Source organism: Pseudoalteromonas sp. Of7M-16, assembly GCF_022347805.1.
Lineage (GTDB): Bacteria > Pseudomonadota > Gammaproteobacteria > Enterobacterales > Alteromonadaceae > Pseudoalteromonas > Pseudoalteromonas luteoviolacea_F.
On record NZ_JAKRFY010000012.1, the window covers coordinates 136,225 to 160,569 of the forward strand.

Below are 24,345 nucleotides of genomic sequence, written 5' to 3' on the forward strand. Positions count from 1 at the left end.
CACACTCATTTCTAATGGCACAGTCTAACGGAGTCTAAAGCCAAGCAGTTTTAGATCTGTGTCTAAGGTGGTTGGCAATAATGAATGTCTATTTTTGCTGCCGCTGCGCGTGTTGTAGTGCTGCTTTACGATGGAGTGTTCAGCTTCAAAGTTTCTGTAGGTGAACTGTTACCGAGAGAGGGGATCAGCCTTGTTGCTTAATTCGATTCTCAATGACGTAATGATTTATAGCTGCAAGTTCCCAAATTACAGGCATAAAAAAACGCCCAACGAGGGGCGCCTTTGATAAAGGAAAAGGTAGTGCTTAACCGCGAGGACCAGCTGACTTGATTGCGTCAGATACGTCGTATTTCTCGAAGTTAGCTTTAAAGTCAGCCGCTAGTTTAGCCGCGTACTCCGCATACTTGTCTTTATCTTCCCATGTATTGACAGGGTTAAGTAGTTTTTCATCTACACCTTCAACAGCAACAGGAATATCTAGGTTAAGTGCTTCGATATGTTGCGTTTCAACGCCTTCTAGCGTGTCATTAACGATTGCGTCGATAACTGCACGAGTCGTTGGGATATCAAAACGCTTACCTACACCGTAAGGACCACCAGTCCAACCAGTATTTACTAGGTATACTTTTGCACCAAATTCACGAACACGCTTCATCAGAAGCTCAGCATAAACACCTGCTGGACGTGGGAAGAATGGCGCGCCAAAACATGTAGAGAACGTAGACTCGATATCAGATGTTGAGCCAATTTCTGTTGAACCAACTTTTGCAGTGTAACCACTTAGGAAGTGATAAGCTGCCGCTTCCTCAGACAGGATAGATACCGGAGGTAGTACACCACTTACGTCACAAGTTAGGAAAACAACTGCGCGAGGCTCGCCTGCACGGTTTTCAACTTTACGTTTCTCAACGTGCTCTAATGGGTAAGCTGCACGTGTGTTCTGTGTAAGGCTTGTATCTGCAAAGTCAGGTACGCGATTTTCATCAAGTACAACGTTTTCTAAAATTGTACCAAACTTGATTGCGTTCCAAATTACAGGCTCATTTTTTTGAGATAAGTCGATACATTTTGCGTAACAACCGCCTTCGATGTTAAATACACTGCCAGGTGCCCAGCCATGCTCATCATCACCGATAAGGAAGCGTTTAGGGTCTGCTGAAAGGGTTGTTTTACCAGTACCTGATAACCCAAAGAACAATGTAGTGTCGCCTTGCTCACCAACGTTTGCACTACAGTGCATAGGTAAAACACCTTTTGCTGGTAACAAGAAGTTCTGAACAGAGAACATCGACTTTTTCATTTCACCGGCGTAATGCATACCTGCGATTAGCACTTTGCGCTCTGCAAAGTTGATAATAACTGTACCGTCACTGTTTGTGCCATCACGCTCAGGGTCACATACAAATGAAGGAACATTCATTACCTGCCATTGGGGTAAATCAGCTGCATTGTATTTGCTAGGTTCAATAAACATGTTTTTAGCAAAAATGTGATGCCAAGCAGTTTCAGTAGTAACGACTACTGGTAAATAGTGCTCAGGATCTGAACCAACTTCTAAGTGAGAGACAAAGTGGTCATTGCTGTGTACGTGTGCTTCTACACGAGCCCAAAGAGCATCAAATTTTTCGGCATCGAATGGACGGTTTACGTTACCCCATTGGATGTCATTTTCAGTGCTTGGCTCTTGAACGATAAAGCGATCGTTTGGAGAGCGACCTGTACGGCGGCCTGTTTTTGCTACAAAAGCTCCATTCGCTGCTAAAGTCCCTTCACCACGCGAGATAGCGTGTTCGACAAGTTCAGCTGCAGTTAAATCGACAAAACGAGTAGCGCTTGAAGTCATGTTTATACCTAAATGTGAGAATTGAACGGGATAGCTCTGGTTATTAAGTACCTAAAGCTTGAATTCATACTAACAGAAGCATTTGAGATATTCGAGCCCTAAAGGGGGCAGAAATTGCAATTTTTTGACAAAAAAACTGAATAATTTCAATGATACCGGTGTCATAAAATTAGCCATCTTTATGACACCGGTATCATTTTTTTGCAAACAAAAAGCCGCCAAAATGGCGGCTTTAATTCGAATGCACAGGATGTACCTTATTTAATTAAAAATAGATTTGATGTCCTGTTCGCTAAAGCGGTAATCAGTTAAGCAATAGTGACAGCTGAGTTTAACTTCACCATGTTGCTCTACATCTTCCAAAAGTGCTTGTTGCCCTACATTAACTAAAGCACTAATGGTTTTTTCTCGACTGCAGCCACAAACAAAGTTGACTTCTTGTGGCTCGAATAATTGAGGATTGTCTTCATGATATAAGCGTGTCAACACAGTTTGTGCGTCTAACGTTAATAATTCATCTTCCTTAATTGTGTCACTTAACGCCTCGAGGTGCTCGAAGTCACTTTGAGACTTTTCTTTGTTGACAGGCAGAACTTGCAAAAATAGACCTGCTGCTTTTACTGAGTCTTGGTCAATTTGAGTTGCAAACCATAATCGCGTCTTTAATTGTTCAGATTGAACAAAATAATCTTCAAGACATTTTGCTAGGGAATCTGAGGTAAGAGGAACTACGCCTTGGTATCTCTCGCCTTTTTCGGGAGAAATAGTAATGATCATATGACCCTTGCCGATCAGATCGCTAATACCTGAACCGGTGATTTCACCTTCAACTCGTGCGATTCCACGCATATTTTGTTGGTGGTTACCATTGATAACAGCGTACTTCACTGGGCCGTCCCCTTGAAGTTGTACTGCAATATCCCCTTCAAATTTAAGTGTTGCAGTCAGTAAACTTGAGGCGACTAATAGCTCACCTAACAAAGTTTGAACTTCTACTGGGTAGTTGTGACCAGCAACAATATCCTTCAGTGTATGCTCGACCTGGACTAATTCACCTCGTACGTCGAGATCGTCAAAAATATAGCGATGAAGTAAATCTTGTTTCATCTATGAGACCCTAATTTGATTTTAACTTAAGCAGCTCACGGCGCTGCTTTTTATCTGGCTTGTGCTCCGGACGCGGTGCGAAGAAACTATTGTTTTTTCTAGCAATGGCATTTTGAGCCCGCTTTTCAATGCTTTCCGCCGACTCTTCGTAAAGAGTTTGGGCTATTGGAGCGGCTTGGCGTTTGTCCATTAACTTTAAAACGGTGATGTGTTTTTCATCGTGACCCTGAGCGAGTTCGATGGTGGCCCCGACATCGACATGACGGCTTGGTTTGCATCTCTGGCCATTATATCTGACTTTGCCACCTTGGATCATTTCACGGGCTATTGTACGCGTTTTATAAAAGCGCGCAGCCCAAAGCCATTTGTCCAATCTGACTTTTGTATCATCTTGGTTGTTTTCTGGATTGACTTTTGTCACAATTCTTTAACTACGTTGGCGTCTTGCTCGATGGTGAAATTTATCATATTTTAACCGTCAAAAAAAGCATACCGCCCGATAGGTCAAGGAATGGCATATGAAGAGTAGATGAACAAATGGTTAATACTGTGTTCATGTTACTCGTGTCATATCTTGTACCGATTTAATTTAAAGTTTCACATTTGGGCGCTTGTTGAATCGAAATCTAAACGGTACACTGAGGCGCTTAATAGAATAAGAACAGTCTCATTAAAGAATTTTATATGGAATTACAAATACAACAGTTACAGAAAATATTACAAGGCTTGCCCCACGCTAAGCTTAGTCGTGCAGTGGTGTTCTTAGCTGTTGTATATATTGCATTTTTACTCTCTCAGCTATTCTGGTTACTTTTTCCCAAACCTGATAGTGCGCCTTTAGATATTGCGCCTCATCAAGCTCAAAGCAGCGCTCAAGCTGTAAGTAGTGCAACCATTCTTGCGCAAAACATTTTTGGCAAAGCCAATGAGAAGCCGAAAGAAGCTGAAAAGCCAAAACCTGTCATCTCAAATGCACCTGAAACTCGCTTAAATGTGAAGTTAACGGGGATTGTTGCGATTAGTAAAAATGACAGTGCAGGACTTGCAATTATCGAATCTCAAGGCCGACAGGAAACTTATTTAGTGCAAGATGTGGTGAAAGGCACTCGAGCTAAACTAGCTCAGGTGTTACCTGATCGCGTTATTTTAGACGTCAGCGGCCGATTTGAAACACTCATGTTGGATGGCTTGGATTTTACGCAGACAGTAGCTATGCCTACAACAGCTAAGCGTAATTCAGAACCCGCAAAGCGTCGTATCAGTGATGAAACACGTTCAGAGCTTGCCCAACGTCGCCAAGAGCTTTTAAACGAGCCAGGTAAACTATTTGATTACATAAGAATTTCGCCAGAGCGTCGCAATGGTCAACTCGTTGGTTATCGCTTGCGCCCTGGTAAAGATCCTCAGCTTTTCGCGAAGATGGGTCTCAAAAATAACGATCTGGCCATTGCGATAAATGGTTATCAACTCACGGATATGAAACAGGCTATGTCGGCAATGAACGAGCTCAGAGAGAGTACGGATGCCAACATAACTATCGAACGCGATGGCCGCACTTTAGATGTGCAATTCAGCCTGTAAAAGACACTAATTTTGGAGTTAAAGAATAATGGGTAGAAAGCTACACCTCACAAGAATCAGAAAAGGGTTAGCTAAATATGCAGCTCTGTTGTTTGCGGCTGGATTGTCATTGTCAGTGTCTGCGGTTGAGTATGCGGCCAACTTTAAAGGGACTGATATCAATGAGTTTATTCTCATTGTTGGTAAAACGCTTAATAAAACCATCATCATAGATCCAAACGTGCGCGGTAATATCAATGTGCGCAGTTTTGAACTGATGGACGAAGAATTGTATTACCAGTTTTTCTTAAGTGTACTAGAAGTATATGGCTATTCAGTGGTAGAAATGCCAAACGGCATTATGAAGGTTGTACGAAGCTCTGATGCTAAAAAGTCCAACGTACCTCTGGTAAACGATAGCAGCGAAGGCGATGGAGATGTGATGATCACTCGCGTCGTCGAAGTGAAAAATGTATCGGTACAAGAGCTTGGTCCGCTTATTCGTCAATTTAGTGACCAAAAAGATGGTGGTCATGTTACCAACTTTAACTCTGCAAACGTAATGATGTTGACAGGTCATGCTGCATCGGTAAATCGATTGGTTAATATTATCAAGTCGGTCGACCAAGCGGGTGATCAGCGGGTAGATATTGTTAGATTAAAGCACGCTACCGCTGATGATGTGGTTCAAGTTGTAGAAAAAATCTATAAGGACACGGGTAAAGGCCGTGTTCCTGAATTCCTAATACCAAAAATCGTTGCTGATGGCCGAACCAATAGCGTGGTTGTCAGTGGTGAAAGCCAAGCACGTACCAAAGCAATAGAGTTAATTAAGCGCCTTGATGATGAGCTTGAGAATCATGGTAATACACAGGTATTTTATCTTGACTATGCCAAAGCTGAAGACCTTGTAAAAGTGTTGCAAGGTGTTAGTAAAACACTACAAGAAGAAGCGCAAGGTGGCGGTAAATCTAACCGCTCTCGTAGCAGTAATCGAAATGAAACCAGTATTGAAGCGCATGATGACTCAAACTCGCTAGTTATTACCGCTCAGCCGGATACCATGCGTTCTCTGGCAAACGTCATCGAAAAACTAGATGTACGCCGTGCACAAGTTTTGGTTGAAGCAATTGTCGTTGAAGTGCTTGAAGGTGATGGTATCAACTTTGGCTTACAGTGGATCACAGAGCAAGGTGGTATGCTGCAATTCAACAATGGTACAACGGTACCTGTTGGCGCACTGGCTGTAGCAGCAGAGCAAGCCCGTGACAAAACGATTAAAAGAACCGTTACCGGTGATGATGCGCAGCTAAATGACTTTGAAGAAACCGTTGAAGGTGATTTAAATGCATTAGGTCAGTTGCTAGGTGGTGTAAACGGTCTAGCCGCAGGTGTGGTTAAAAATGACTGGGGTGCAATTATCCAGGCTGTGTCGACAGATACCAACTCGAATATTCTAGCAACGCCGTCTGTGACCACCATGGACAATGAAGAAGCATCTATGATTGTGGGTCAAGAGGTTCCGATTATTACTGGTTCAGCGGCTGGTGATAATAACTCCAATCCATTCCAAACAGTTGACCGTCAAGAAGTTGGTATCAAGTTAAAAGTCACACCACAAATTAATGATGGTACAGCGGTACAATTAACGATTGAGCAAGAAGTATCAAGCGTCAGTGGTGCAACGTCAGTCGATATTTCAGTGAACAAGCGTGCGATTAATACCACGGTTATTGCTGATGATGGCGGCATGGTTATTCTTGGCGGCCTAATTGATGAAGATGTCCAAGAAAGTGTGTCTAAAGTACCACTACTTGGCGATATTCCTATCTTAGGTCACTTGTTTAAGTCGACTAATACGAGCAAGCGTAAACGTAATCTACTGGTATTTATTCGCCCAACTATTGTTCGCGATAGCCGCAGCATGAATGAGTTAAGCCATGCTAAATATAAGTTTATTCGCAACGAGCAGATCAAAAAGCAAGATGATGGCATTCAATTGATGCCGCTTGAAGATGCACCAGTACTGCCTGAGTGGAATGATGCGATGGTGTTGCCACCAACATATGAACAATACTTAGATCAGCAAAACGAGAAGAACGATGACTGAAGCAAGTATGAGTGTTGTTGAGGCACCTATTGAAGCAGAGTCTGCGGCAGTGACTGACGAGGCTACATTAGAGGAACAGCAAGTTCAATTGCGTTTGCCTTTCTCTTTTGCTCGCCGAGAAGGTGTATTGCTTAGTGACGACCCCAAGGGCTTGAAGGTATTTCACAAAGGTGACGTTTCGCTTGAGGCCCTATTGGAAGTACGTCGAGTCGCCGGTGGTGGCTTTATCATTGAAGTTATCGACGAAGAAAAGTTTGAACTATTGCTTGAAGCGTCTTACCAGCGAGACAGCTCTGAAACTCAGCAAATGATGGAAGACATTGGTAATGAAGTCGATCTATTCTCACTTGCTGAAGAGATGCCACAAACAGAGGATCTGTTAGCGGCAGACGATGATGCGCCGATCATTAAGTTGATCAACGCCATGCTTAGTGAAGCAATCAAAGAAGGGGCGTCGGATATTCACATTGAGACCTTTGAAGCAGATCTGGTTATCCGCTTCAGGGTTGACGGTGTACTCAAAGAAGTACTCAAGCCAAACCGTAAACTATCCTCGCTTTTAGTCTCTCGTATTAAGGTTATGGCGAAACTAGATATCGCTGAAAAACGTGTACCGCAAGATGGCCGGATCAGCTTGAGAATTGCTGGGCGTGCCGTTGATGTGCGTGTATCAACTATGCCATCTAGTTTTGGTGAGCGTGTGGTGTTACGTCTACTCGATAAAAATAACGCGCGACTTAACCTCGAAGATTTGGGGATGACGGAGCGCAATCGTGAATTGTTCTCTGAAATTATTGCTAAGCCACACGGTATCATTTTGGTAACAGGCCCAACGGGCTCTGGTAAAAGTACCACTTTGTATGCGGGCATGACGCAAATAAACTCCAAAGATCGAAATATTTTGACCGTTGAAGATCCCATTGAATATGAAATCCCTGGGATTGGTCAGACGCAAGTTAACCCGAAAGTGGACATGACATTTGCGCGCGGATTACGAGCGATTCTACGTCAGGATCCTGATGTGGTTATGGTCGGTGAGATCCGTGACTTAGAAACAGGTCAAATCGCTGTGCAAGCGTCATTAACAGGTCACTTAGTGATGTCGACGCTGCACACTAATACCGCATCAGGTGCGATTACACGTATGGAAGATATGGGGGTTGAACCATTCCTACTATCTTCATCTTTGCTAGGTGTATTATCGCAACGACTTGTGCGTACGCTTTGCTCAAGTTGTAAAGAGCCACACTTTGCTGATGAGCGTGAATGTGAGTTGTTGGGCATAGACAAAGATTCTCAAACTACCATTTATCGTGCAGTTGGCTGTGAAGAGTGTAACTTTAACGGCTACAAAGGCCGAACAGGTATCCACGAGTTACTGGTTGTTGATGAGCATATTCGCGAGCTTATTCACAATGGTAAAGGTGAGCAGGCCGTAGAAAAGTATATTCGTAAAAACAGCCCAAGCATTCGTCAAGATGGTTGTTCACGAGTTCTGGCAGGGCAAACCACGCTAGAAGAAGTAATGCGAGTGACGCGTGAGGAAGGGTAATGGCGGCGTTTGAATATCGTGCCTTGGATGCAAAAGGCAAGGAAAAAAAAGGCATTTTAGAAGCCGATACAGCCAAGCAGGTCAGGCAAATGCTGCGCGAAAAGGCAATGATGCCTTTAGAAGTAGAGCCCGCAGCTGAAAAAGAGAAGTCGCAAGCTACGGGTGGCTTTACGCTATCGAGAGGGTACAAGCCTTCGGTGAGCGACATCGCACTTATTACGCGACAACTTGCCACCTTGATCCAATCTTCTTTGCCTGTTGAAGCCGCTGTAATGGCAGTTGCCGAGCAGTGTGAAAAACCGCGTTTAAAACGCATGCTCATGGCTGTGCGCTCAAAAGTTGTTGAAGGTTATACGCTAGCAGATGGGATGTCTGATTTTCCACACGTATTTGATAACTTGTATCGCTCAATGGTTGCTGCGGGTGAAAAGTCAGGTCACCTTGATGAAGTACTAAATCGCCTCGCTGATTACACTGAGCAGCGCCAGCATATGCGCAGCCAAATTACTCAAGCAATGGTATATCCGACGATTCTGGTTATTTTTGCCATTGCCATAGTTTCGGTTTTGCTTGGTACCGTGGTACCAGAAATTCTTAAATCATTTGAAAAATCGAACCAAGTGCTGCCTTGGACGACTGAATGGGTACTGGCTGCGAGTAACTTTGTTCAGGACTACTGGATGCAAGCGACCCTGGCATTGATTGGATTGATCGTTGCTGTTCAGCAAACGTTAAAGCGCCCTAAAGCACGCTTTTGGTATGACACTAAGTTATTGCAATTACCGGGCATTGGTAAGATTAGCAGAGGTATCAATACTGCGCGCTTTGCAAGAACATTAAGTATTTTGTCATCGAGTGCAGTGCCCTTGCTTGAAGGTATGAAAATATCCGGGCAAGTACTTGAAAATCAAAAAATTAAAGCCGCAGTTGCTGAAGCTGCAACCCACGTAAGTGAAGGTGCGAGCCTCAAAGCAGCTCTGCATCAAACAAAGCTATTTCCGCCAATGATGCTACATATGATTGCCAGTGGTGAAAAGTCTGGAGAGTTGGAGCAAATGTTAGAACGTGCTGCCAATAACCAAGACAGGGAGTTTGAAAGTATGGTGAGTGTTTCACTCAAATTACTTGAGCCGGCGATGATTGCCAGTATGGCATTAATTGTACTCTTTATCGTCATGGCAATACTCCAACCTATTATGGCAATGAACAAAGCAATTGGTTTGTAGTCAACATATTTAAAGATAAACACACTGGACTACACACGTCGTGTAGCCAATGCAACAGCATAGAGGTATAAATTGTGAAGAAACAGTCAGGTTTTTCATTACTAGAAGTAATGGTCGTACTGGTTATTATCGGTATGATCATGTCAATTGTGGCACCAAATATCATGGGTAGCCAAGAGGAAGCTGCAATTGATAAAGCGAATCTTGATATCACGCAAATTGAAAGTGCGATGAAAATCTACAAGCTACAAAATAAGCGCTATCCAACAACTGAGCAGGGCTTAGAAGCACTGGTTGAGAAAACGACCATTGATCCAGTACCAAAGCGTTTTCCTGACGGTGGCTTTTTAGATGAACTTCCACTAGATCCATGGGACAACCCTTACCAGCTAGTGAGTCCAGGTGAGATCGGTAAAATCGATATTTTCTCAATGGGTCCAGATGGTGAAGTAGGTACCGAAGATGATATCGGTAACTGGAGAGATGAAGAAGACCGCTAATGTCTCAGCCTGTGAATAACTCAACTCAATTACCAACAAGATCTCGTGGATTTAGTCTACTTGAGATCTTGGTGGTTCTCTTGATAATCGGTATTTCAATTCAGCTTGTGACTTTTACTGTGGGTGAAAGTGACGAGGACCTTCTGGAGAAAGAAGCCCTAAAACTGCATGGCATAGTGAATATGGCATCGGAGTTTGCCGTTTTGAATCAAGTTGAGTTGGGTCTTCACTTGGACAAGAGGACGCTAGAGTTCTTGGTCTTCGACGGTGAGCAATGGACTACTTTCGAAGCCGAAGAGCTTTATAAGCCCATAGAGTATGGCGAAGAGTACAAGGTTGAGTTGGTGTTAGAGGATTTATCTTGGGCGCAGGATAATTTGCTAGAACAATCCGACTGGCAGGAAATTATGGGCTCAGGTGAAGATGATAATTTGTTGGAACTTCAAAAGAAAAAAATCCCGCAAGTGCTGATTTTATCGTCTGGAGAAGTGAGCGCGTTTCAAGTCACCCTTGAACTGGCGCAGGAGCCTGAGCCAGTTTATTACGTTGAAGGTGAGTTTATGGCACCGGTAAAATTGCGACGGGAGCCTGAATATGATTAAGTCAAAGCAGTCGGGGTTCACTTTGCTGGAAGTGATGGTCGCGATGGGGATCTGCGCAGTTGCCGGTATTGCAGCATTAGAAGCAACAGGCGCTCACATTAATCATATGAGCACCATCGAGCAGCAAACCTATGCGGCTTGGGTTGCTGAAAACCAAATGGTAATGGCGCGAGCAAAAGCCAGTGGTGGCAAATGGAGTGGCAAAAACTCAGACAATGGCGATGAAGAGTTTGCCGGGCATGCTTGGTATTGGAGCCAAAAAGTCGAAAAAACCGCAGATGCTGAGTTTGTTAAATTGACAATAGAAGTGTTTGAAGACGAGAGGCGAGAAAACTCAGTCTATGATTTAACCACTTTTATGCATAAGGGCAAAAAGTGATGTTGTCAATTAAGCGCACACAAACTGGTTTTACACTGATTGAAGTGTTGGTTGCCCTATTTATTCTGACATTTATAGTGATCGCGTCTCACCAGATCTTAGATACTTCTATCATGGCCAAAGAAGCATCGGATGAAACGATTGCTGAGCTCGAAGGGTTGCAAACCACCTTTCGCTTGATGGATCAAGACTTCAATCAAATGACCAAACGGGAAGTACGTAACGAAGCGGGGGATTTTAGCCCTACTTACGTTGTCCATGGCCGTTATTCATTGGAAAGCCAATATGATGGAATTGCATTTGTACGTGATGGTTGGACTAACCCAGTGAGTTTATTACCGCGCTCTGAATTGCAGGCCGTGGGCTATCGGGTAAAAGATGATAACCTTGAACGAATTTATCGCGTATACATTGACGAATTAGACGGCGCTGAGCCGCGCGCTCAGGTGCTATTAGAAGACGTGGAAGAACTTAAGTTTGAGTTTTTAGACGACAAACATAAATGGCAGGATAATTGGCAGTTAAAGGCACTGCCGCTAGCAGTAGCCGTTACTATTCAAAGACAGGATTCAGAGCCCTTACGACGTATATTTCTAACCCCGGGAGATGGCAAAGTTACACAAGCAAAAGCGGCACGGGGCAATGGCAACAATATCTCCAATGGACTCGATGATAACCAAAATCGAGATAATAATGCCGGCGGTAATAATAACCAGCGAGGAGGCAGGCCATGAGAAAACAGCAAGGTGCTGCACTGATCATTGTATTGTTTATTGTTGCACTGGCTGCGAGTCTCGCAGCTGAAATGTCGTCTTCTTTGATGGTGCAAGTGCAAAAGGCCGCGAATATTCAAACTCATCAGCAAGCTAAATGGTATAGCTACGGCACAGAGGAATTGGTAAAAAAAGTGCTTTTAGAAAGCCGCAAAGATGATCCTGATAAAGTCCATTTAGGTCAGCCGTGGGCAATTGACGAAGTCCCCTACCCAGTAGACCATGGTACATTGAGTGGAAAAGTAACTGATTTACAAGCGTGTTTAAACTTAAATGCGCTCAGAGCACCAAAAGAGCAAAATGCCAAGAGCACTGATACCAACCCAGCTCACAAAGCCCTTTTAGAGCTTTTGAAAAATATTGAAGATTTGCCAGCGCAAGAAAGTGAAGAGGCAATGGCTGACAGTGTCTATGACTGGTTAGATGAAGACAGTATTACGTATCGCTCAGGTGCAGAAGAAGATGAGTACATGTCTCGCCAAATGCCCTACATGACAGCCAATAATTTAATGGCGTCAGAAAGCGAGTTAAGAGTAATTAAAGGCTTCAATCCATTGGTAATGGAAAAACTGTTGCCTTATGTGTGTGTTATCCCTGGCAGTACAGATTTAGCCATCAACGTGAACACTGTATTGCCTGAGCAAGCATTATTATTAAGTGCATTATTTGATGGGCTGAGCTTATCAGGGGCTGAGGCTGTGATTGCCGCGCGCCCGGAAGAAGGATTTGATAACTTGCAAGACTTCTTTACCGAAGCAAAAAATCAAGGTGCTCAGGATACTAAAAAAGCTGAGAAAATTTTCACAATAACAAGCAATTATTTTAAGTTGCGTGCCAAGGCATCATTTGATGAGCGGTTGTTTAAAATGACCTCAATACTCGAAATAAAAGATGGTCGAGCAACTGTATTAGCACGCAAGTTTGGAGGCGTTCAGTGACAGAAAAATTATTGGTCCGTGTCGGCCAGTCACAGCAGGAACCTGTCAGTTGGTTAATATGGTCTGATTCAGATTCACAGATCATTGCCAGTGGTGAGTTAGAACACAGTGGGTTACTTGGAGAGTTAACGGAAAAAGCGTCGGGTCGCAGCGTTGCATTGTTGCTACCAGCATCAAGCGTGCAACTTAAACAAGTTGCCTTACCAACAAAGTGGAATCGCAAGTTGGAAAGGGCACTACCCTTTATGCTTGAAGAGCACGTAGCCAGTGACATCGATGAGGTATTCATCGCACTGGGTGAACCGACCACAGTTGAAGAGCAGCACTATATCAATATCGCATTGTGTGATTTAGAGTGGTTGCAAAGCTGGATGTCTGTATTTGGTGATTTTGATATAGAACCAACTGTGATAGTCCCAGATGCGCTATTGTTACCCACACCAGAAGAGGGAACATTAAGCGCCATTCAATTACAGCATCAGTGGTTGTTTAAAGGTGCCCATTGGCATATCGGTGCGGTAGAACTTGATTGGGTGAATGACTATTTAATGCTCTCGCCCGAGTCGGAGGTTGTGCATTATAGCCCCGCTGATAGTTTAGCGACGACCAAGAGTCTATACGCCAAAGAAGCTGAATATGACTTGCCTTTGGCAATTTGTGCACAGGGCTTAAATGCGCTGCCAATAAACTTGCGCCAAGGTCCATTTGCAGCGAAGAAAAAGCAGCCTCAATGGTGGCGTGATTGGAGATCTGGTTTGATTGCGGCAAGTGTTGCTTTGTTGGCATTTGTGTCAGTTAAATCTGCACAATTGTTTATGCTGCAAAGCGAAGCTGACATGTACAAAACCCAAGCCATGAGCGTGTACAAGCAAGCGTTTCCAAATAAAGTGGTTAGGCCTCACCTGTTGCGTAAGCAAATTCAAGATGAGCTCGATGCGCTCAGTGGTGGCGAGCAAGGCGGCTTTTTAGAGTTGACTAATCACTTTGTATCGATTTATTCGCAAGTAGATGATTTTAGTCCAGAGACTTTCCGTTACGATCGTAAACGCAATGAGCTTAGGATCCGAGCAAAAGCCAAAGGGTTTCAGATATTCAGCCAAGTGAAATCTATTCTCGAGCAAAGAGGCATTGAAGTACAACAAGGTGCTCTGAACAATGACGGCGATTATGTCATTGGTGAAATAAGAATTAGAGGTGCAGCATGAAGCAGCAAGTGATTAATTATTGGCAATCGCTTAAAGAGCAGGAGCAAAAGTTACTCATTGTAGCGGGTGTGGTGTTTGTTATTTTTGTATTGGTGATGGGCGTGATAAAGCCACTTAATGCAGGAGTCGAAAAAGCACAAGCCGATTTGCAAAAGCAGCAAAACTTTCATGCATGGGTTTCAAAAAGTGTTGCACAACTAAAAGCCAGTGGTGCGAACCGTGCCACATCAAGTAATCAGAATTTAACTCAGCTAGTGAACCGCACTCGAGGCAGACATGGTATTCAGATAAGCAAAATGCAGCCGAGAGACAATACGCTAAGAATTAATATCGACAATGTTGAGTTTAACAAATTGGTCAGCTGGCTGGATGTACTTACGAACCAACACGGTGTAAAGGTAGCCAATCTTGATTTAGGTGAGGAGCCACAACAAGGCTATGTACGTGTTAGTCGTTTGGTGTTAGAGAATTAAATATGAAAAATGCAGTTAGTGTAGTATTGGCTTTCTTATTCGCGTTTATTGTTTTTACGGTCATAAGTATTCCGGCACCCGTAGCCTTACAATTAGTGCAATCACATATCCCAAATAATGTGCGTTTAGGAGCGGTGACAGGTACCCTTTGGCAGGGGCAAATCAGCGGTGTTAGATATCAGAATTTACAGTTTAACGATGTGAAGTGGCAGCTCAACGGCTGGGGCTTATTATCGGGCCAGCTTCAGGGGAAATTAAACTTTGGCAACCCGCGCCAAGCGTCTGAAATATCTGGTCGCAGTACATTTGGAGTGTCACTTTTTGGCAATGATTTAGAGTTGAGTCAAACAACTCTAAGGTTTAGCGTCGAGCAGGCAATGCATCAAGTTAATCTGCCTTTACCCGTTGACGCCAAAGGTCGCATCATATTAAAGCTTGAAGAATTTAATAGTGGCCAGCCTTATTGCGAAAATCTAAAAGGCGATATCAGTAGCCCTGAGATTCAAGTTAAAGGTATGTCAGGTTGGTTTAGCATTGGAGATTTAAGCGGTTTATTAAGCTGTAAATCGGGCGATATAGCGATTGTTGTTGAGCCAGAAAACCTGCTAGGCCTACGCGCAGATGCAACGCTTGCTGAGAATATGCAATTTAAAGTTGCAGGAAACGTAAAACCAGATGCATCACTGCCTAAAGAAGTTCACGAAGCGGTTAAGTATTTAGGTCGTCCGGATGCTGAAGGCCGATATCCGGTGAGTATGTAACCGATGATGGATTTTAATTACTTGCCTGCACACGAAACGTTGCTCACTCAATATTTGGAGCAGCGTCCAGAAGCACTTAACTTACGTGCACTCGAGGGTTTTTTGTTTGCCATCGTTTGTAGTCCTGACGGTGTGGAACCTGAAATGTGGTTGAGTGAAGTAACCGCTGCGGATGAACATATTTCCGAAGAAGTGGTATTTGCATTATTAGCTCTGCACCATCAAATTAGTGAGCAGGTATTTACGCAGGGCTTTTCGCTGCCATTCACGTTGTCATCCTCGTGGCAGGATAAACAACAATGGAGCGTAGGTTTTTTGCATGGCTGCCAAGGGTATTTGAATAAGTTGAGTCAATGTGAGCAGCTCTCAGAGGAGTTACAGCAGGCGTTGGTAACCAGTACTGAGCTGTTAGGCTTTTTTAGTCTAGGACATGACCAAATAGAAGCTTACTGTCAATCGATAGAAGCTGACATCAATGCATTTGTGGAGCAACAATATCAACTCGCGGCTGAAATTGCGCCCGCTTACGCTGAGCTAATAGAACAAGTTGCTGTGAATAGCGGCTTATACGATGAGTAAAATAAAGTGTTGTAGCTTAAGCTGGTATGCTTAAGCTACATCTAGTTCGATATGTGTGCAACCTTTGGCGCATTGTGCGACAGCTTTTTCACCCTCTTTAACCGCAATATTTAAACTTATCGCGTTACCACATGTCTGGCACAATACAGTTTGCCCTTTCGATAATTTTTTGAGCAAGGCGCGCTGTTCATTAAAAGAGCGTGCTCTTAGTTTATTAAATTGTGCTATGTCTATCATTAGAATTCCGCTTTGTTTATAGCCTTTGCTGCTGCGTCACAAATTGTTTTTAATTTAGGGCCGTAAAAGTACAAGTTCAGCTCGTGCTCTTGACAATAACGTACGTGAAAGACTTTTACTTTTTCGTTTGTAGCGAGTGCTGTCAGCAAATATTCTTTTTCAGATTCAGTTAATTCAATCTCGTTGGCAATATGTTGCCTAGCTTGCTTAGCCGCAAGACTATATTGTGTTTCACTGGTCTCTCCAAGGGTGTCTACACCTTGCTTTAGCAATTTATCTCTGGGCTCTTTGATCAAAGGGTGATCAATGGTGAATAGTGCTAATACAATCAGTACAAGTAACAGATATTTTTTCATAAAGCTCGCTAATTTGATCTATTCGACTCAATCAAAGTCACAGTGTAATAAAATGCAAGAATCAAAAGCAAGCGAATTACTCAGGAATTATTCGTAGTTTTTGTCACCGTCGTGCGATTTATGGCTACGCGAAAAGCGAGCTGTTGCATATAATATCCTTAGTAAAAGTAAGGTCACTGTAGCAAGTAACCTGTCCAAGGCGCTTAAGGAGCTTGTATGGACAATAAGATCAAAATTAAAAATATTCCCGTTGAGGTCCACACGCCAGAAAACCTTCAACCTGATCGATTTAACCCTCGCAATCGAATATACGTCCGAGCTGTTAAGGGGATGCATCAACTATTGCGTCAGAGAATCGGCTTTTTAGGGATGTTGGCCTTTATGCTTCTTCCTTGGATCAATTTTAATGGACAGCAAGCGGTGTTGTTTGACCTATTGGAACAGAAGTTCAATATTTTTGGTTTGACACTATGGCCACAAGATTTAACTATTTTGGCATTCATTTTGATGATTGCTGCATTTGCCCTATTTTTAGTAACGACTTTTTATGGTCGTGTGTGGTGTGGTTATACTTGCCCGCAAACGGTTTGGACTTTTATTTTTATCTGGTTTGAAGAAAAATGTGAGGGTTCAGCAAACCAGCGTAAAAAATTAGATCAACGGCCAATGGATTTCGATAAGTTTCTTAGGAAAGGTGCTAAACATTTTTTCTGGGGGGCTTTTTCACTATATACGGCCATCACGTTTGTTGGCTATTTTACGCCGATCAGAACCTTGTTACCGGACTTAATGATGCTTTCTGCAAGTGGCTATGCCACTTTGAGTGTGGTCGTATTTGCAGTTTGTACATATGGTAATGCGGGGTGGATGAGGGAGATCATGTGTTTACATATTTGCCCTTATTCGCGTTTTCAATCGGCGATGTTTGATAAAGACACCTTTACGGTCAGTTATGACAATAAGCGTGGTGAAGGGCGCGGACCGAGAGGCCGGAAACAAGATCCGAAAGAGCTTGGTCTAGGTGACTGTATAGACTGCAAGCTCTGTGTTCAGGTCTGTCCCACCGGCATAGATATACGAAATGGCCTGCAGTATGAGTGTATTAACTGTGGCGCCTGTATCGATGCCTGTGATGGTGTAATGGACAAGATGAATTATGCCAAAGGTCTCATCTCATATACCACAGAGCGTAACTTGGAACATGCAAAAAAAGTGACTAAGCCCGTGCGCACAAAACTCATTGGCTATGTACTGATTTTACTGGTGTTGACAGGTGCGCTTGCAATGAATATCGCGATGCGAAAAACTTTTGAATTGGATATTATTCGGGATAGAAATCAGCTATACAGGGTTAACTTTGACGGCATGGTTGAAAACACCTACACACTTAAATTGATCAACAAAGCACAAACTTCGCAAACGTTTTCGATCTCTGTAAGAGGGTTGTCTCATTTCGAATTACTAGGTAAGCAAGCGGTCACGGTTGCAGCTGGCTCTACTTTAGATGTGCCTGTATCAGTTGTAATGGACCCCTTCGACTTAAATAAACCGGTAACAGAGTTTCATTTTGTGCTGTCAAGCGATGGACTCTCTCAGTCTCAAATATCTCAACCAACAAACTTTTTTAAAGGCCGTTGAACCATTGGCTTTAGGGTTCCATACTTAGTGTGACCCTGAAGCCATAATATATTTTGCTTCCTATCATACTTCGCTTTATCCTAGTGCGCTGTGACCCACAGGCTTTATTTGCCAATACCAGAACTTTTTACTTTATAAATGGACAGCAGCAATGAGTGACTTTAGTTATCAAAATCTCACGCCAGATTTAATTCTGGATGCAATAGAGAGTATTGGTATTTATCCTGAGTCGGGGCTACTCCCTCTGAACAGCTACGAAAATCGTGTTTACCAGTTTCGCAGCGACGATGCGAAGCGTTATGTCGCTAAGTTTTATAGGCCAAACCGTTGGTCTGATGAGCAAATAAAAGAAGAGCATGCGTTTTCATTTGAATTGGCTGATTCAGAAGTACCGGTTGTTAGCCCTATCACACGAGATGGTGAAAGTTTGTTTGAACATCAAGGCTATCGATTTGCTTTATTTCCTAGTGTGGGGGGACGACAATTTGAAATGGATAGTTTGGATCAGCTCGAAGTACTTGGCCGTTACATTGGTCGGTTGCACAGTGTCGCAAAACAATATGATTTCACCCATCGTCCAAGTATAAATACCGATAGTTATTTGACACAGGCTAGCCAAGACATTTTAAGCAGTGAATGTCTGCCGCAATCGCTGCAATTGGCTTTTTCGACAGTGCTAGAGCAAGTTGTTAAAAAAACGGAAGAAAAATTTGTAGTTAATGATACGATCAGATTGCATGGAGACTGCCATGCTGGCAATATTCTGTGGTCTCAAGAACAATTGATGATCGTAGATTTAGATGACTGCCGTCAGGGACCCGCTATTCAAGATCTCTGGATGATGTTAAATGGCGATCGCCAAAATCAAGTATTGCAACTAGACACTTTGCTAGGTGGTTATGAAGAGTTTAGCGAATTAGATATGGCTCAGTTACAGCTGATTGAACCGTTAAGAGCGATGCGTATGATCCATTATATGGGGTGGTTGGCAAAACGTTGGCAAGATCCTGCCTTTCCAAGGAACTTTTCTTGGTTTGCGACAGACAAATATTGGGAACAGCAGATCTTGGCACTAAAAGAACAATTAGCCGCGCTAGATGAGCCGGCACTAACAGTTTATCCATAAAATTTAAGAGAGAAAGTACATGTTAAAATCTATTAAAGTGGCATTATTGGCGCTATGCATGCCACTTGCTGCATTCGCTGCTGAATTCAAAGAAAGTGTGCACTATGAAACACTGACTTTAGAAAAGAGCAAAACACCTAGAGTAATTGAGTTCTTTTCTTTTTATTGTCCACATTGTTATAAATTTGAGGGGCCAGCGCGCGCTTTACAAGCGAGCTTGCCTATTACTGTGCCATTCGAAAAAATTCACGTAAATTTTATGGGCGGGATCCCGCCTGAAGCACAGTCATTTTTGAGTTATGGCTACATAATTGCTAAGCAGTTTGGTGTTGACTCTCAGGTAGTTGAGCAAATCTTTAAGACCATACATGAGCAAAATGGTCGTTTCGCAAGCATGAAAGATGTTCAGAAATTATTAGAAGCGCACGGCGTATCAGCTGAGAAGTTCGACTCTGCATTGGCAAGTATGCCTGTTATCTCTGCAGAGAAAGCAATGCAAGGTGAGCAAAAGAGATTTAGCGAAGCTGGCGCATTGAAAGGCGTACCTACTTTTATTGTTAACGATAAATATCGCGTTATCACGCATTCATTAAGAAGCCAAGCCGAGTTCAACGAATTAGTTAAACACTTACTAGAAAAATAATTGTCGGAGAATATGATGTTGAAATCAATTAAAGCTGCCTTGTTGGCACTTATGCTGCCATTGGCGGCCAATGCAATGACTTTTGAAGCAGGTAAACACTATGAAGTGATTGCTGAGCGTGGCACTAAAAAGCCAGAAGTGACGGAGTACTTTTCATTTTATTGCCCAGCATGTAATAACTTTGAAGGCCTAATAGATCAATTCAAGCCTAAGTTAGACTCTGGTGTTAAGTTCAAAAAAAGCCACGTTGACTTTGTTGGTGTCCGTGATCCTGAACATCAAAAAATGATTGCTACAGCATTGGCTACTGCAGAGGTATTACCTCAGAAAAAACAAATTGTATCGGCAATTTTTAGTCACATTCATACTAAGCGTGGGAAGTTTAATGAACTTGCAGACATTAAAGATGTGTTTGTTGCTCAAGGTGTAGATGGCGCGAAATTTGACAAGATGTACAAGAGTTTTTCTGTGCGTACTAAAGCCTCAAAAATGGCGAGACAGCAAAAACAACTTCAAGATAAAGGTGCTTTATCGAGTGTACCTACATTTATCGTTAATGGTAAATATAAGTTGGTATTAGGTAGAAGCTCTGGTATTACGAGTCCAGATGATATCGCTAAACTAATAAACTACTTGGCGAGTAAATAACAAAACGTTTGGCATACAAAAACCCCGCATGTGCGGGGTTTTTTTGTTCTAGGGCCAAGTGGCTTACTTACGAGTTAAAAATACACCTGATTCGACATGATGCGTATAAGGGAACTGATCAAATATAGCTATTCGCGCGATAGTATGCGTCTCAGTTAATATCTCGAGGTCTCGCTCTAGTGTATCTGGGTTGCAAGAAATGTAGATAATGTTGTCGTAGTTACTCACTAAGCGACAGGTTAGTTCATCCATGCCTGCACGGGGTGGGTCAACTAAAATTGTCTGACAGTTGTAAGATTGTAAATCTATTCCATTGAGTCGAGAAAAGGTGCGTTTGCCTTGCATTGCGTCAGTAAACTCTTCACTCGACATGCGAATAATATCAAGATTACCGACTTGGTTCGCTGCAATATTGTACTGTGCAGAATGGACTGATGATTTTGATATTTCAGTCGCAAGAACACGGTCGAAGTGCTCAGCTAAGGCGATTGAAAAGTTACCATTACCGCAATATAACTCTAGCAAATCATTCGATAGTGGGGCCGCGATAGATTTTGCCCATGACAACATTTTTTCATTCACTTTGGCGTTAGGCTGTGTAAAGCTGTTTTCTACCTGCTGATAAATATATTCTTTACCATCTACATTGAGCCTTTCAGTCACAAAGTCATCACCAAAAACGACTTTTTGCTTTCGCGCGCGGCCAATAAAATCAATTTTATAAGTTTCTTGTAGCTCAGCTCTAAGCGTGGTCATCGCTTGCTGCCAGTCATCATCCAGCTTTTTGTGATAAAGCAAACTAACTAATATCTCACCACTGAGTGTTGACAGATAGTCGATTTGAAATAGCTTGCGTCTCAGTATTTCATTGTGACGTAATTTATTCATCATCACTTGCATAAGCTCATTGACCAATGGTGCACCTGGATCAAATTGATCAACGCGTATTTTCTCTTTGCTTTGTTGATCAAACATTATGTGATACAAGTCTTCTCCATCGTGCCATACTCGAAATTCACAGCGTTGCCTGTAGTGATTTTTTTCAGAGTCATAAACCTCTAATTCAGGTGCGTTAAAGCGTGCAAATTGCGTGCTGATGCGCTGTTTTTTTTCTGATAGCTGTTGGCTATACAAAGAAGTATCAATATTGATCACGGCCATGCTGAGATTACCTTTATGTATTGCAAGGAGGCGCTATTTTAGGTGGCGAGGAACATTTGTCCAGTGCTTACCATTAAAATTGCACTTTTATTGTACAAAATAGCTTTAGCTTTAGCGTATATGGCCGATAATTAACTGATAGGGTATAGCGGAGAGCAATCATGAAGATCGGACAGTTGAATCAGCTGTTAAACCCAGCGATGCAGCACAATGCTGCCAAAGCTAAACCGACCATTCCTAATATCTCAATAAACTCCGATGTTTATCAAGGTAATAAGTCTCAGGTCGCAGCGAAAGTGCTCGATGATAAGTTGGCGCAAGCGCTTGGTATTGAGAAAAAAGAAGAGCAAGAAAAACCGCTCTTTGATTTCGAAGAGATTGTCAAAAATGTCCTTGGCTTTGTACAAGGTGCAATTAATAAAGCAAAAGCTGATGGCAAAGATGATGACACATTAAAAGGTATGCTTGAGCAAGCCCGTAAAGGGGTGCAAATGGGGATTGATGAAGCGACCGATGAATTAACCGAATCTGGTTTATTGAATGATGACATCACCGAGGGAATTGAAAAGTCTAAAGAGGGCATCTTTAATGGCTTGGATGAATTTGAAAAAGAATTGTTTGATCCAAGTCCTCAGCAATTGTCTGTAAGCGCGGCCCAATTTGCGAGTTTATCTAATAAAGCTGAGTACGCGTTTACTACCGCAGAAGGTGATGAAGTGGTAATTTCATTTAGTGATGCCTACAGCCAATCACGCGCAGCCAGTTACGAACGAGATGGAAACAATGTCGGTTTTGCCTATGGAGAAAGTCAATCTCAAGAAGTAAGCTTCTCTATAAGTGTCAATGGTGAGCTTAATGAAAAAGAACAAGAAGCCATTAATGCGATGATGGAAGATATTCGTGACGTCAGTGATTCGTTTTTTGCGGGTGAATATGACGAAGCGTTTGAGCTTGCTCAAGGATTAAGCCTTAACAGTGAACAAATATCAAACTTCACTATGGATTTAAGGCAGAGTAAAACATCAGCTGCTATTGCACAGTATCAACAAAGCAATCCAATGAAAGAGTTGGAGCAGGCGTTTGCACCACTTGACAAGAGGCTTGAAGGAATTAACGCGGATGCGGAGTCTTTGGGAATACAAGCACAATTGCCAGATATTATGGCCTGGATGAATGAAGGGCAGCAAAGACTCAATCAGTTTTTAGATTATGCACAATCCTATTTTGGAGCGTTAAATAATAAAACTGAGACGCAAAATAGCTAGATAGCTTACACGGCGCAGTTTATTTTATGTGTATTGCATGGCAAACTTCAATCCTCGTTTTTGGGGGATTGAAGTTTGCCGCATATATTAGTTTTTGATTCAGGAATTGGTGGGACAAGTGTATTATCAGAGCTTCAGCTAAGGCTTCCTGATGCACGCTACAGCTATGTAATGGATAATGCGCTTTTGCCCTATGGACTCCAGTCACAAGAAACAATTACAAATAGATTAGTATCTCTGTTGTTTTGGATACACCAAAATGACGTGAACGTTGATATTATAGTTATTGCGTGTAATACAGCCTCCACTTACGCCTTAGAGACTGCCAGAAAGCACACTGAAATCCCAATTGTTGGTGTCGTGCCTGCCATTAAGCCTGCTGCTCTTAGTAGCACCAATAAACACATTGGTCTCCTTGCGACGCCAGCGACTTCTAAAAATGCATACACAGCAAATTTAATTTCAAACTTTGCACAAGGATGTAAAGTAGATATTCACCACTCGACAGAATTGGTAAATATTGCTGAGTCTTACTACTGGCATAGAGAATTACCCTATGAGCGATTGAAAGAGGAACTGAAACGTTTAAAAGTAGATCCTCGCCTCGATAGACTAGTTTTAGGTTGTACTCATTTCCCAATCATTAAAGAAGCACTGAAAGAGCTTTTGCATAATGAAGTTGAATTGGTGGACTCAGGTTACGCAATAGCAAAGCGGGTAGAATATCTATTAATGCAAACAGGCAGGTTATCAATAGTAAGTAGCCAAACAGCTATTGGAGTAGAAGAGTTAGCGTCATCTCAAATTGACATGACGCATTGGTATGCGACACACACAAATGGTGCCGCGCAATGTTCAAAGCTGCAATTAATTAAGCTAGAGAATTAGGCTCAGACTCTTCTTGCTTCTGCTTTGCTTCGCGGACTTTTAAAGTGCGCTGTTGAAATTCCATTTCATTAAGTTCTTTAATTGCTTTGTTTGCATCGTTTTCAGACATTTCAACAAAACCAAAGCCTCTTCTTTTCCCAGTATTTTTATCTTTTAATAGACGAACAGAGAAAACTTGCCCTTTTTCCTCAAAAAGTTCTCTGACAGCTTGTTCATTTGCTCTATAGGGCAAATTGCCTACATAAAGCGTTTTGGTTGGAATTGTGTTGCCATTATCCGGCTGCGCAATAGTTGTTTTATTAATTGTTAGTGCTACCAGACCACCTACCACAATACCAAGTGCAAATAAAATCGCGGAATCGATTTTATTTGCGAATAAAAACGTCACTACTGCATACCCTAGAATTGCGAGTATAAAAATAGTAACGAGTGTTTTACGACCTGAAGAATTCATAACGATCTACCAATAAACAGTGAATACACATTAATTTAACAAAGAAAGGTTGCTATCTTAACGACTTAATTAAACATCGCAATAATAAAATATAGATGTTGTGTAAAATTATGCTGATTTATTGAGCTTTAAGCGTCTTAAGGTATGGTTTTGCTGGGATTTTGAGCGATTGAATGTTTTTTTTAAAATTTAATAAAAAAACGCTTGCGCCAATCTTAAATCTCCCTATAATGCGCATCCACTGACACGGCGGGCTGCGAGAGAAAACGCAAACCAAAGTGAAGGTTAAAGTTAAACGGAAAGCTTAATTAAGAAAAATTA

26 protein-coding genes are annotated in these 24,345 nt (G+C 42.4%); 19 read left to right on the forward strand and 7 right to left on the reverse strand.

What is annotated here, in order from left to right; all coding sequences use genetic code 11:
- Positions 1–304 precede the first annotated feature (304 nt).
- The 3 genes from MHN81_RS14130 to hslR form a co-directional block, all read right to left on the reverse strand.
- On the reverse strand, positions 305–1,843 hold the full coding sequence (locus tag MHN81_RS14130) for a phosphoenolpyruvate carboxykinase (RefSeq protein ID WP_023400662.1): 1,539 nt from the start codon (positions 1,841–1,843) through the stop codon (positions 305–307).
- A 261-nt stretch (positions 1,844–2,104) separates the two neighbouring features.
- On the reverse strand, positions 2,105–2,950 hold the full coding sequence (gene hslO / locus MHN81_RS14135; protein WP_239426012.1) for an Hsp33 family molecular chaperone HslO: 846 nt from the start codon (positions 2,948–2,950) through the stop codon (positions 2,105–2,107).
- Between the two features lie 10 nt (positions 2,951–2,960).
- A complete protein-coding gene (hslR, locus tag MHN81_RS14140; protein WP_239426013.1) occupies positions 2,961–3,371 on the reverse strand; it encodes a ribosome-associated heat shock protein Hsp15 in 411 nt (136 codons plus the stop codon).
- Positions 3,372–3,634: 263 nt separating this feature from the next.
- Between hslR and gspC the strand changes: the two genes are divergently transcribed.
- From gspC to MHN81_RS14205, 13 genes are all read left to right on the forward strand, one after another.
- Complete coding sequence (gene gspC, locus MHN81_RS14145) at positions 3,635–4,531, forward strand: type II secretion system protein GspC (protein ID WP_023400659.1); 897 nt, start codon at positions 3,635–3,637, stop codon at positions 4,529–4,531.
- Positions 4,532–4,559: 28 nt separating this feature from the next.
- The gene (gene gspD / locus MHN81_RS14150) at positions 4,560–6,620 is read left to right on the forward strand and encodes a type II secretion system secretin GspD (protein WP_023400658.1); all 2,061 of its coding nucleotides are present in this window, start codon (positions 4,560–4,562) and stop codon (positions 6,618–6,620) included.
- Positions 6,613–8,172 carry a type II secretion system ATPase GspE gene (gspE, locus tag MHN81_RS14155; RefSeq protein WP_275447000.1) on the forward strand — a complete coding sequence of 520 codons (1,560 nt, stop codon included), beginning with the start codon at positions 6,613–6,615 and terminating at the stop codon, positions 8,170–8,172. Before gspD ends, gspE begins: the two co-directional genes overlap by 8 nt.
- Positions 8,172–9,398: a type II secretion system inner membrane protein GspF gene (gene gspF, locus MHN81_RS14160; RefSeq protein ID WP_023400656.1), complete on the forward strand. Its 1,227-nt coding sequence runs from the start codon at positions 8,172–8,174 to the stop codon at positions 9,396–9,398. The genes gspE and gspF overlap by 1 nt, the downstream gene beginning before the upstream one ends.
- Before the next feature lie 74 nt (positions 9,399–9,472).
- Positions 9,473–9,898, forward strand: coding sequence for a type II secretion system major pseudopilin GspG (gene gspG, locus MHN81_RS14165; RefSeq protein WP_023400655.1), 426 nt, complete (start codon positions 9,473–9,475; stop codon positions 9,896–9,898).
- Complete coding sequence (gene gspH, locus MHN81_RS14170; RefSeq protein WP_239426014.1) at positions 9,898–10,500, forward strand: type II secretion system minor pseudopilin GspH; 603 nt, start codon at positions 9,898–9,900, stop codon at positions 10,498–10,500. Before gspG ends, gspH begins: the two co-directional genes overlap by 1 nt.
- A complete protein-coding gene (gene gspI, locus MHN81_RS14175) occupies positions 10,493–10,879 on the forward strand; it encodes a type II secretion system minor pseudopilin GspI (protein WP_239426015.1) in 387 nt (128 codons plus the stop codon). The genes gspH and gspI overlap by 8 nt, the downstream gene beginning before the upstream one ends.
- Complete coding sequence (gene gspJ, locus MHN81_RS14180; RefSeq protein WP_023400652.1) at positions 10,879–11,613, forward strand: type II secretion system minor pseudopilin GspJ; 735 nt, start codon at positions 10,879–10,881, stop codon at positions 11,611–11,613. Before gspI ends, gspJ begins: the two co-directional genes overlap by 1 nt.
- Complete coding sequence (gene gspK, locus MHN81_RS14185; RefSeq protein ID WP_023400651.1) at positions 11,610–12,590, forward strand: type II secretion system minor pseudopilin GspK; 981 nt, start codon at positions 11,610–11,612, stop codon at positions 12,588–12,590. The genes gspJ and gspK overlap by 4 nt, the downstream gene beginning before the upstream one ends.
- Positions 12,587–13,795: a type II secretion system protein GspL gene (gene gspL, locus MHN81_RS14190; RefSeq protein ID WP_239426016.1), complete on the forward strand. Its 1,209-nt coding sequence runs from the start codon at positions 12,587–12,589 to the stop codon at positions 13,793–13,795. Before gspK ends, gspL begins: the two co-directional genes overlap by 4 nt.
- Positions 13,792–14,268, forward strand: coding sequence for a type II secretion system protein M (locus MHN81_RS14195; protein WP_239426017.1), 477 nt, complete (start codon positions 13,792–13,794; stop codon positions 14,266–14,268). Before gspL ends, MHN81_RS14195 begins: the two co-directional genes overlap by 4 nt.
- Before the next feature lie 2 nt (positions 14,269–14,270).
- Positions 14,271–15,029 carry a type II secretion system protein N gene (locus MHN81_RS14200; protein WP_023400648.1) on the forward strand — a complete coding sequence of 253 codons (759 nt, stop codon included), beginning with the start codon at positions 14,271–14,273 and terminating at the stop codon, positions 15,027–15,029.
- Between the two features lie 3 nt (positions 15,030–15,032).
- On the forward strand, positions 15,033–15,608 hold the full coding sequence (locus tag MHN81_RS14205) for a UPF0149 family protein (RefSeq protein WP_239426018.1): 576 nt from the start codon (positions 15,033–15,035) through the stop codon (positions 15,606–15,608).
- A 30-nt stretch (positions 15,609–15,638) separates the two neighbouring features.
- Here MHN81_RS14205 and MHN81_RS14210 read toward each other — a convergent pair whose 3' ends face one another.
- A complete protein-coding gene (locus MHN81_RS14210; protein WP_023400646.1) occupies positions 15,639–15,845 on the reverse strand; it encodes a hypothetical protein in 207 nt (68 codons plus the stop codon).
- Positions 15,845–16,201 carry a hypothetical protein gene (locus MHN81_RS14215; protein ID WP_023400645.1) on the reverse strand — a complete coding sequence of 119 codons (357 nt, stop codon included), beginning with the start codon at positions 16,199–16,201 and terminating at the stop codon, positions 15,845–15,847. The genes MHN81_RS14210 and MHN81_RS14215 overlap by 1 nt, the downstream gene beginning before the upstream one ends.
- Positions 16,202–16,417: 216 nt before the next feature.
- Between MHN81_RS14215 and ccoG the strand changes: the two genes are divergently transcribed.
- From ccoG to MHN81_RS14235, 4 genes are all read left to right on the forward strand, one after another.
- Positions 16,418–17,839 carry a cytochrome c oxidase accessory protein CcoG gene (gene ccoG / locus MHN81_RS14220; RefSeq protein ID WP_239426019.1) on the forward strand — a complete coding sequence of 474 codons (1,422 nt, stop codon included), beginning with the start codon at positions 16,418–16,420 and terminating at the stop codon, positions 17,837–17,839.
- A gap of 151 nt (positions 17,840–17,990) precedes the next feature.
- Entirely contained in the window at positions 17,991–18,965 is a 975-nt protein-coding gene (locus MHN81_RS14225) for a serine/threonine protein kinase (protein ID WP_239426020.1), read from the forward strand.
- Between the two features lie 19 nt (positions 18,966–18,984).
- Entirely contained in the window at positions 18,985–19,608 is a 624-nt protein-coding gene (locus tag MHN81_RS14230; protein WP_023400642.1) for a thiol:disulfide interchange protein DsbA/DsbL, read from the forward strand.
- A gap of 15 nt (positions 19,609–19,623) precedes the next feature.
- Positions 19,624–20,256: a thiol:disulfide interchange protein DsbA/DsbL gene (locus MHN81_RS14235; protein WP_023400641.1), complete on the forward strand. Its 633-nt coding sequence runs from the start codon at positions 19,624–19,626 to the stop codon at positions 20,254–20,256.
- 63 nt (positions 20,257–20,319) lie between these two features.
- Here MHN81_RS14235 and trmA read toward each other — a convergent pair whose 3' ends face one another.
- Positions 20,320–21,417, reverse strand: a complete 1,098-nt coding sequence (gene trmA, locus MHN81_RS14240; RefSeq protein ID WP_239426021.1) for a tRNA (uridine(54)-C5)-methyltransferase TrmA — start codon at positions 21,415–21,417, stop codon at positions 20,320–20,322.
- 161 nt (positions 21,418–21,578) lie between these two features.
- Here trmA and MHN81_RS14245 point away from each other — a divergent pair, with 161 nt between their 5' ends.
- Both MHN81_RS14245 and murI read left to right on the forward strand, forming a co-directional pair.
- Positions 21,579–22,682 (forward strand): DUF5610 domain-containing protein, encoded by a 1,104-nt coding sequence (locus MHN81_RS14245; protein WP_239426022.1) that lies wholly within the window; start codon positions 21,579–21,581, stop codon positions 22,680–22,682.
- Between the two features lie 75 nt (positions 22,683–22,757).
- Positions 22,758–23,570 carry a glutamate racemase gene (gene murI / locus MHN81_RS14250; RefSeq protein ID WP_023400638.1) on the forward strand — a complete coding sequence of 271 codons (813 nt, stop codon included), beginning with the start codon at positions 22,758–22,760 and terminating at the stop codon, positions 23,568–23,570.
- Here the strand turns inward: murI and MHN81_RS14255 are convergent.
- The gene (locus MHN81_RS14255) at positions 23,554–24,024 is read right to left on the reverse strand and encodes an RNA-binding protein (protein ID WP_023400637.1); all 471 of its coding nucleotides are present in this window, start codon (positions 24,022–24,024) and stop codon (positions 23,554–23,556) included. The two genes, murI and MHN81_RS14255, sit on opposite strands and share 17 nt — an antisense overlap.
- Positions 24,025–24,345 lie beyond the last annotated feature (321 nt).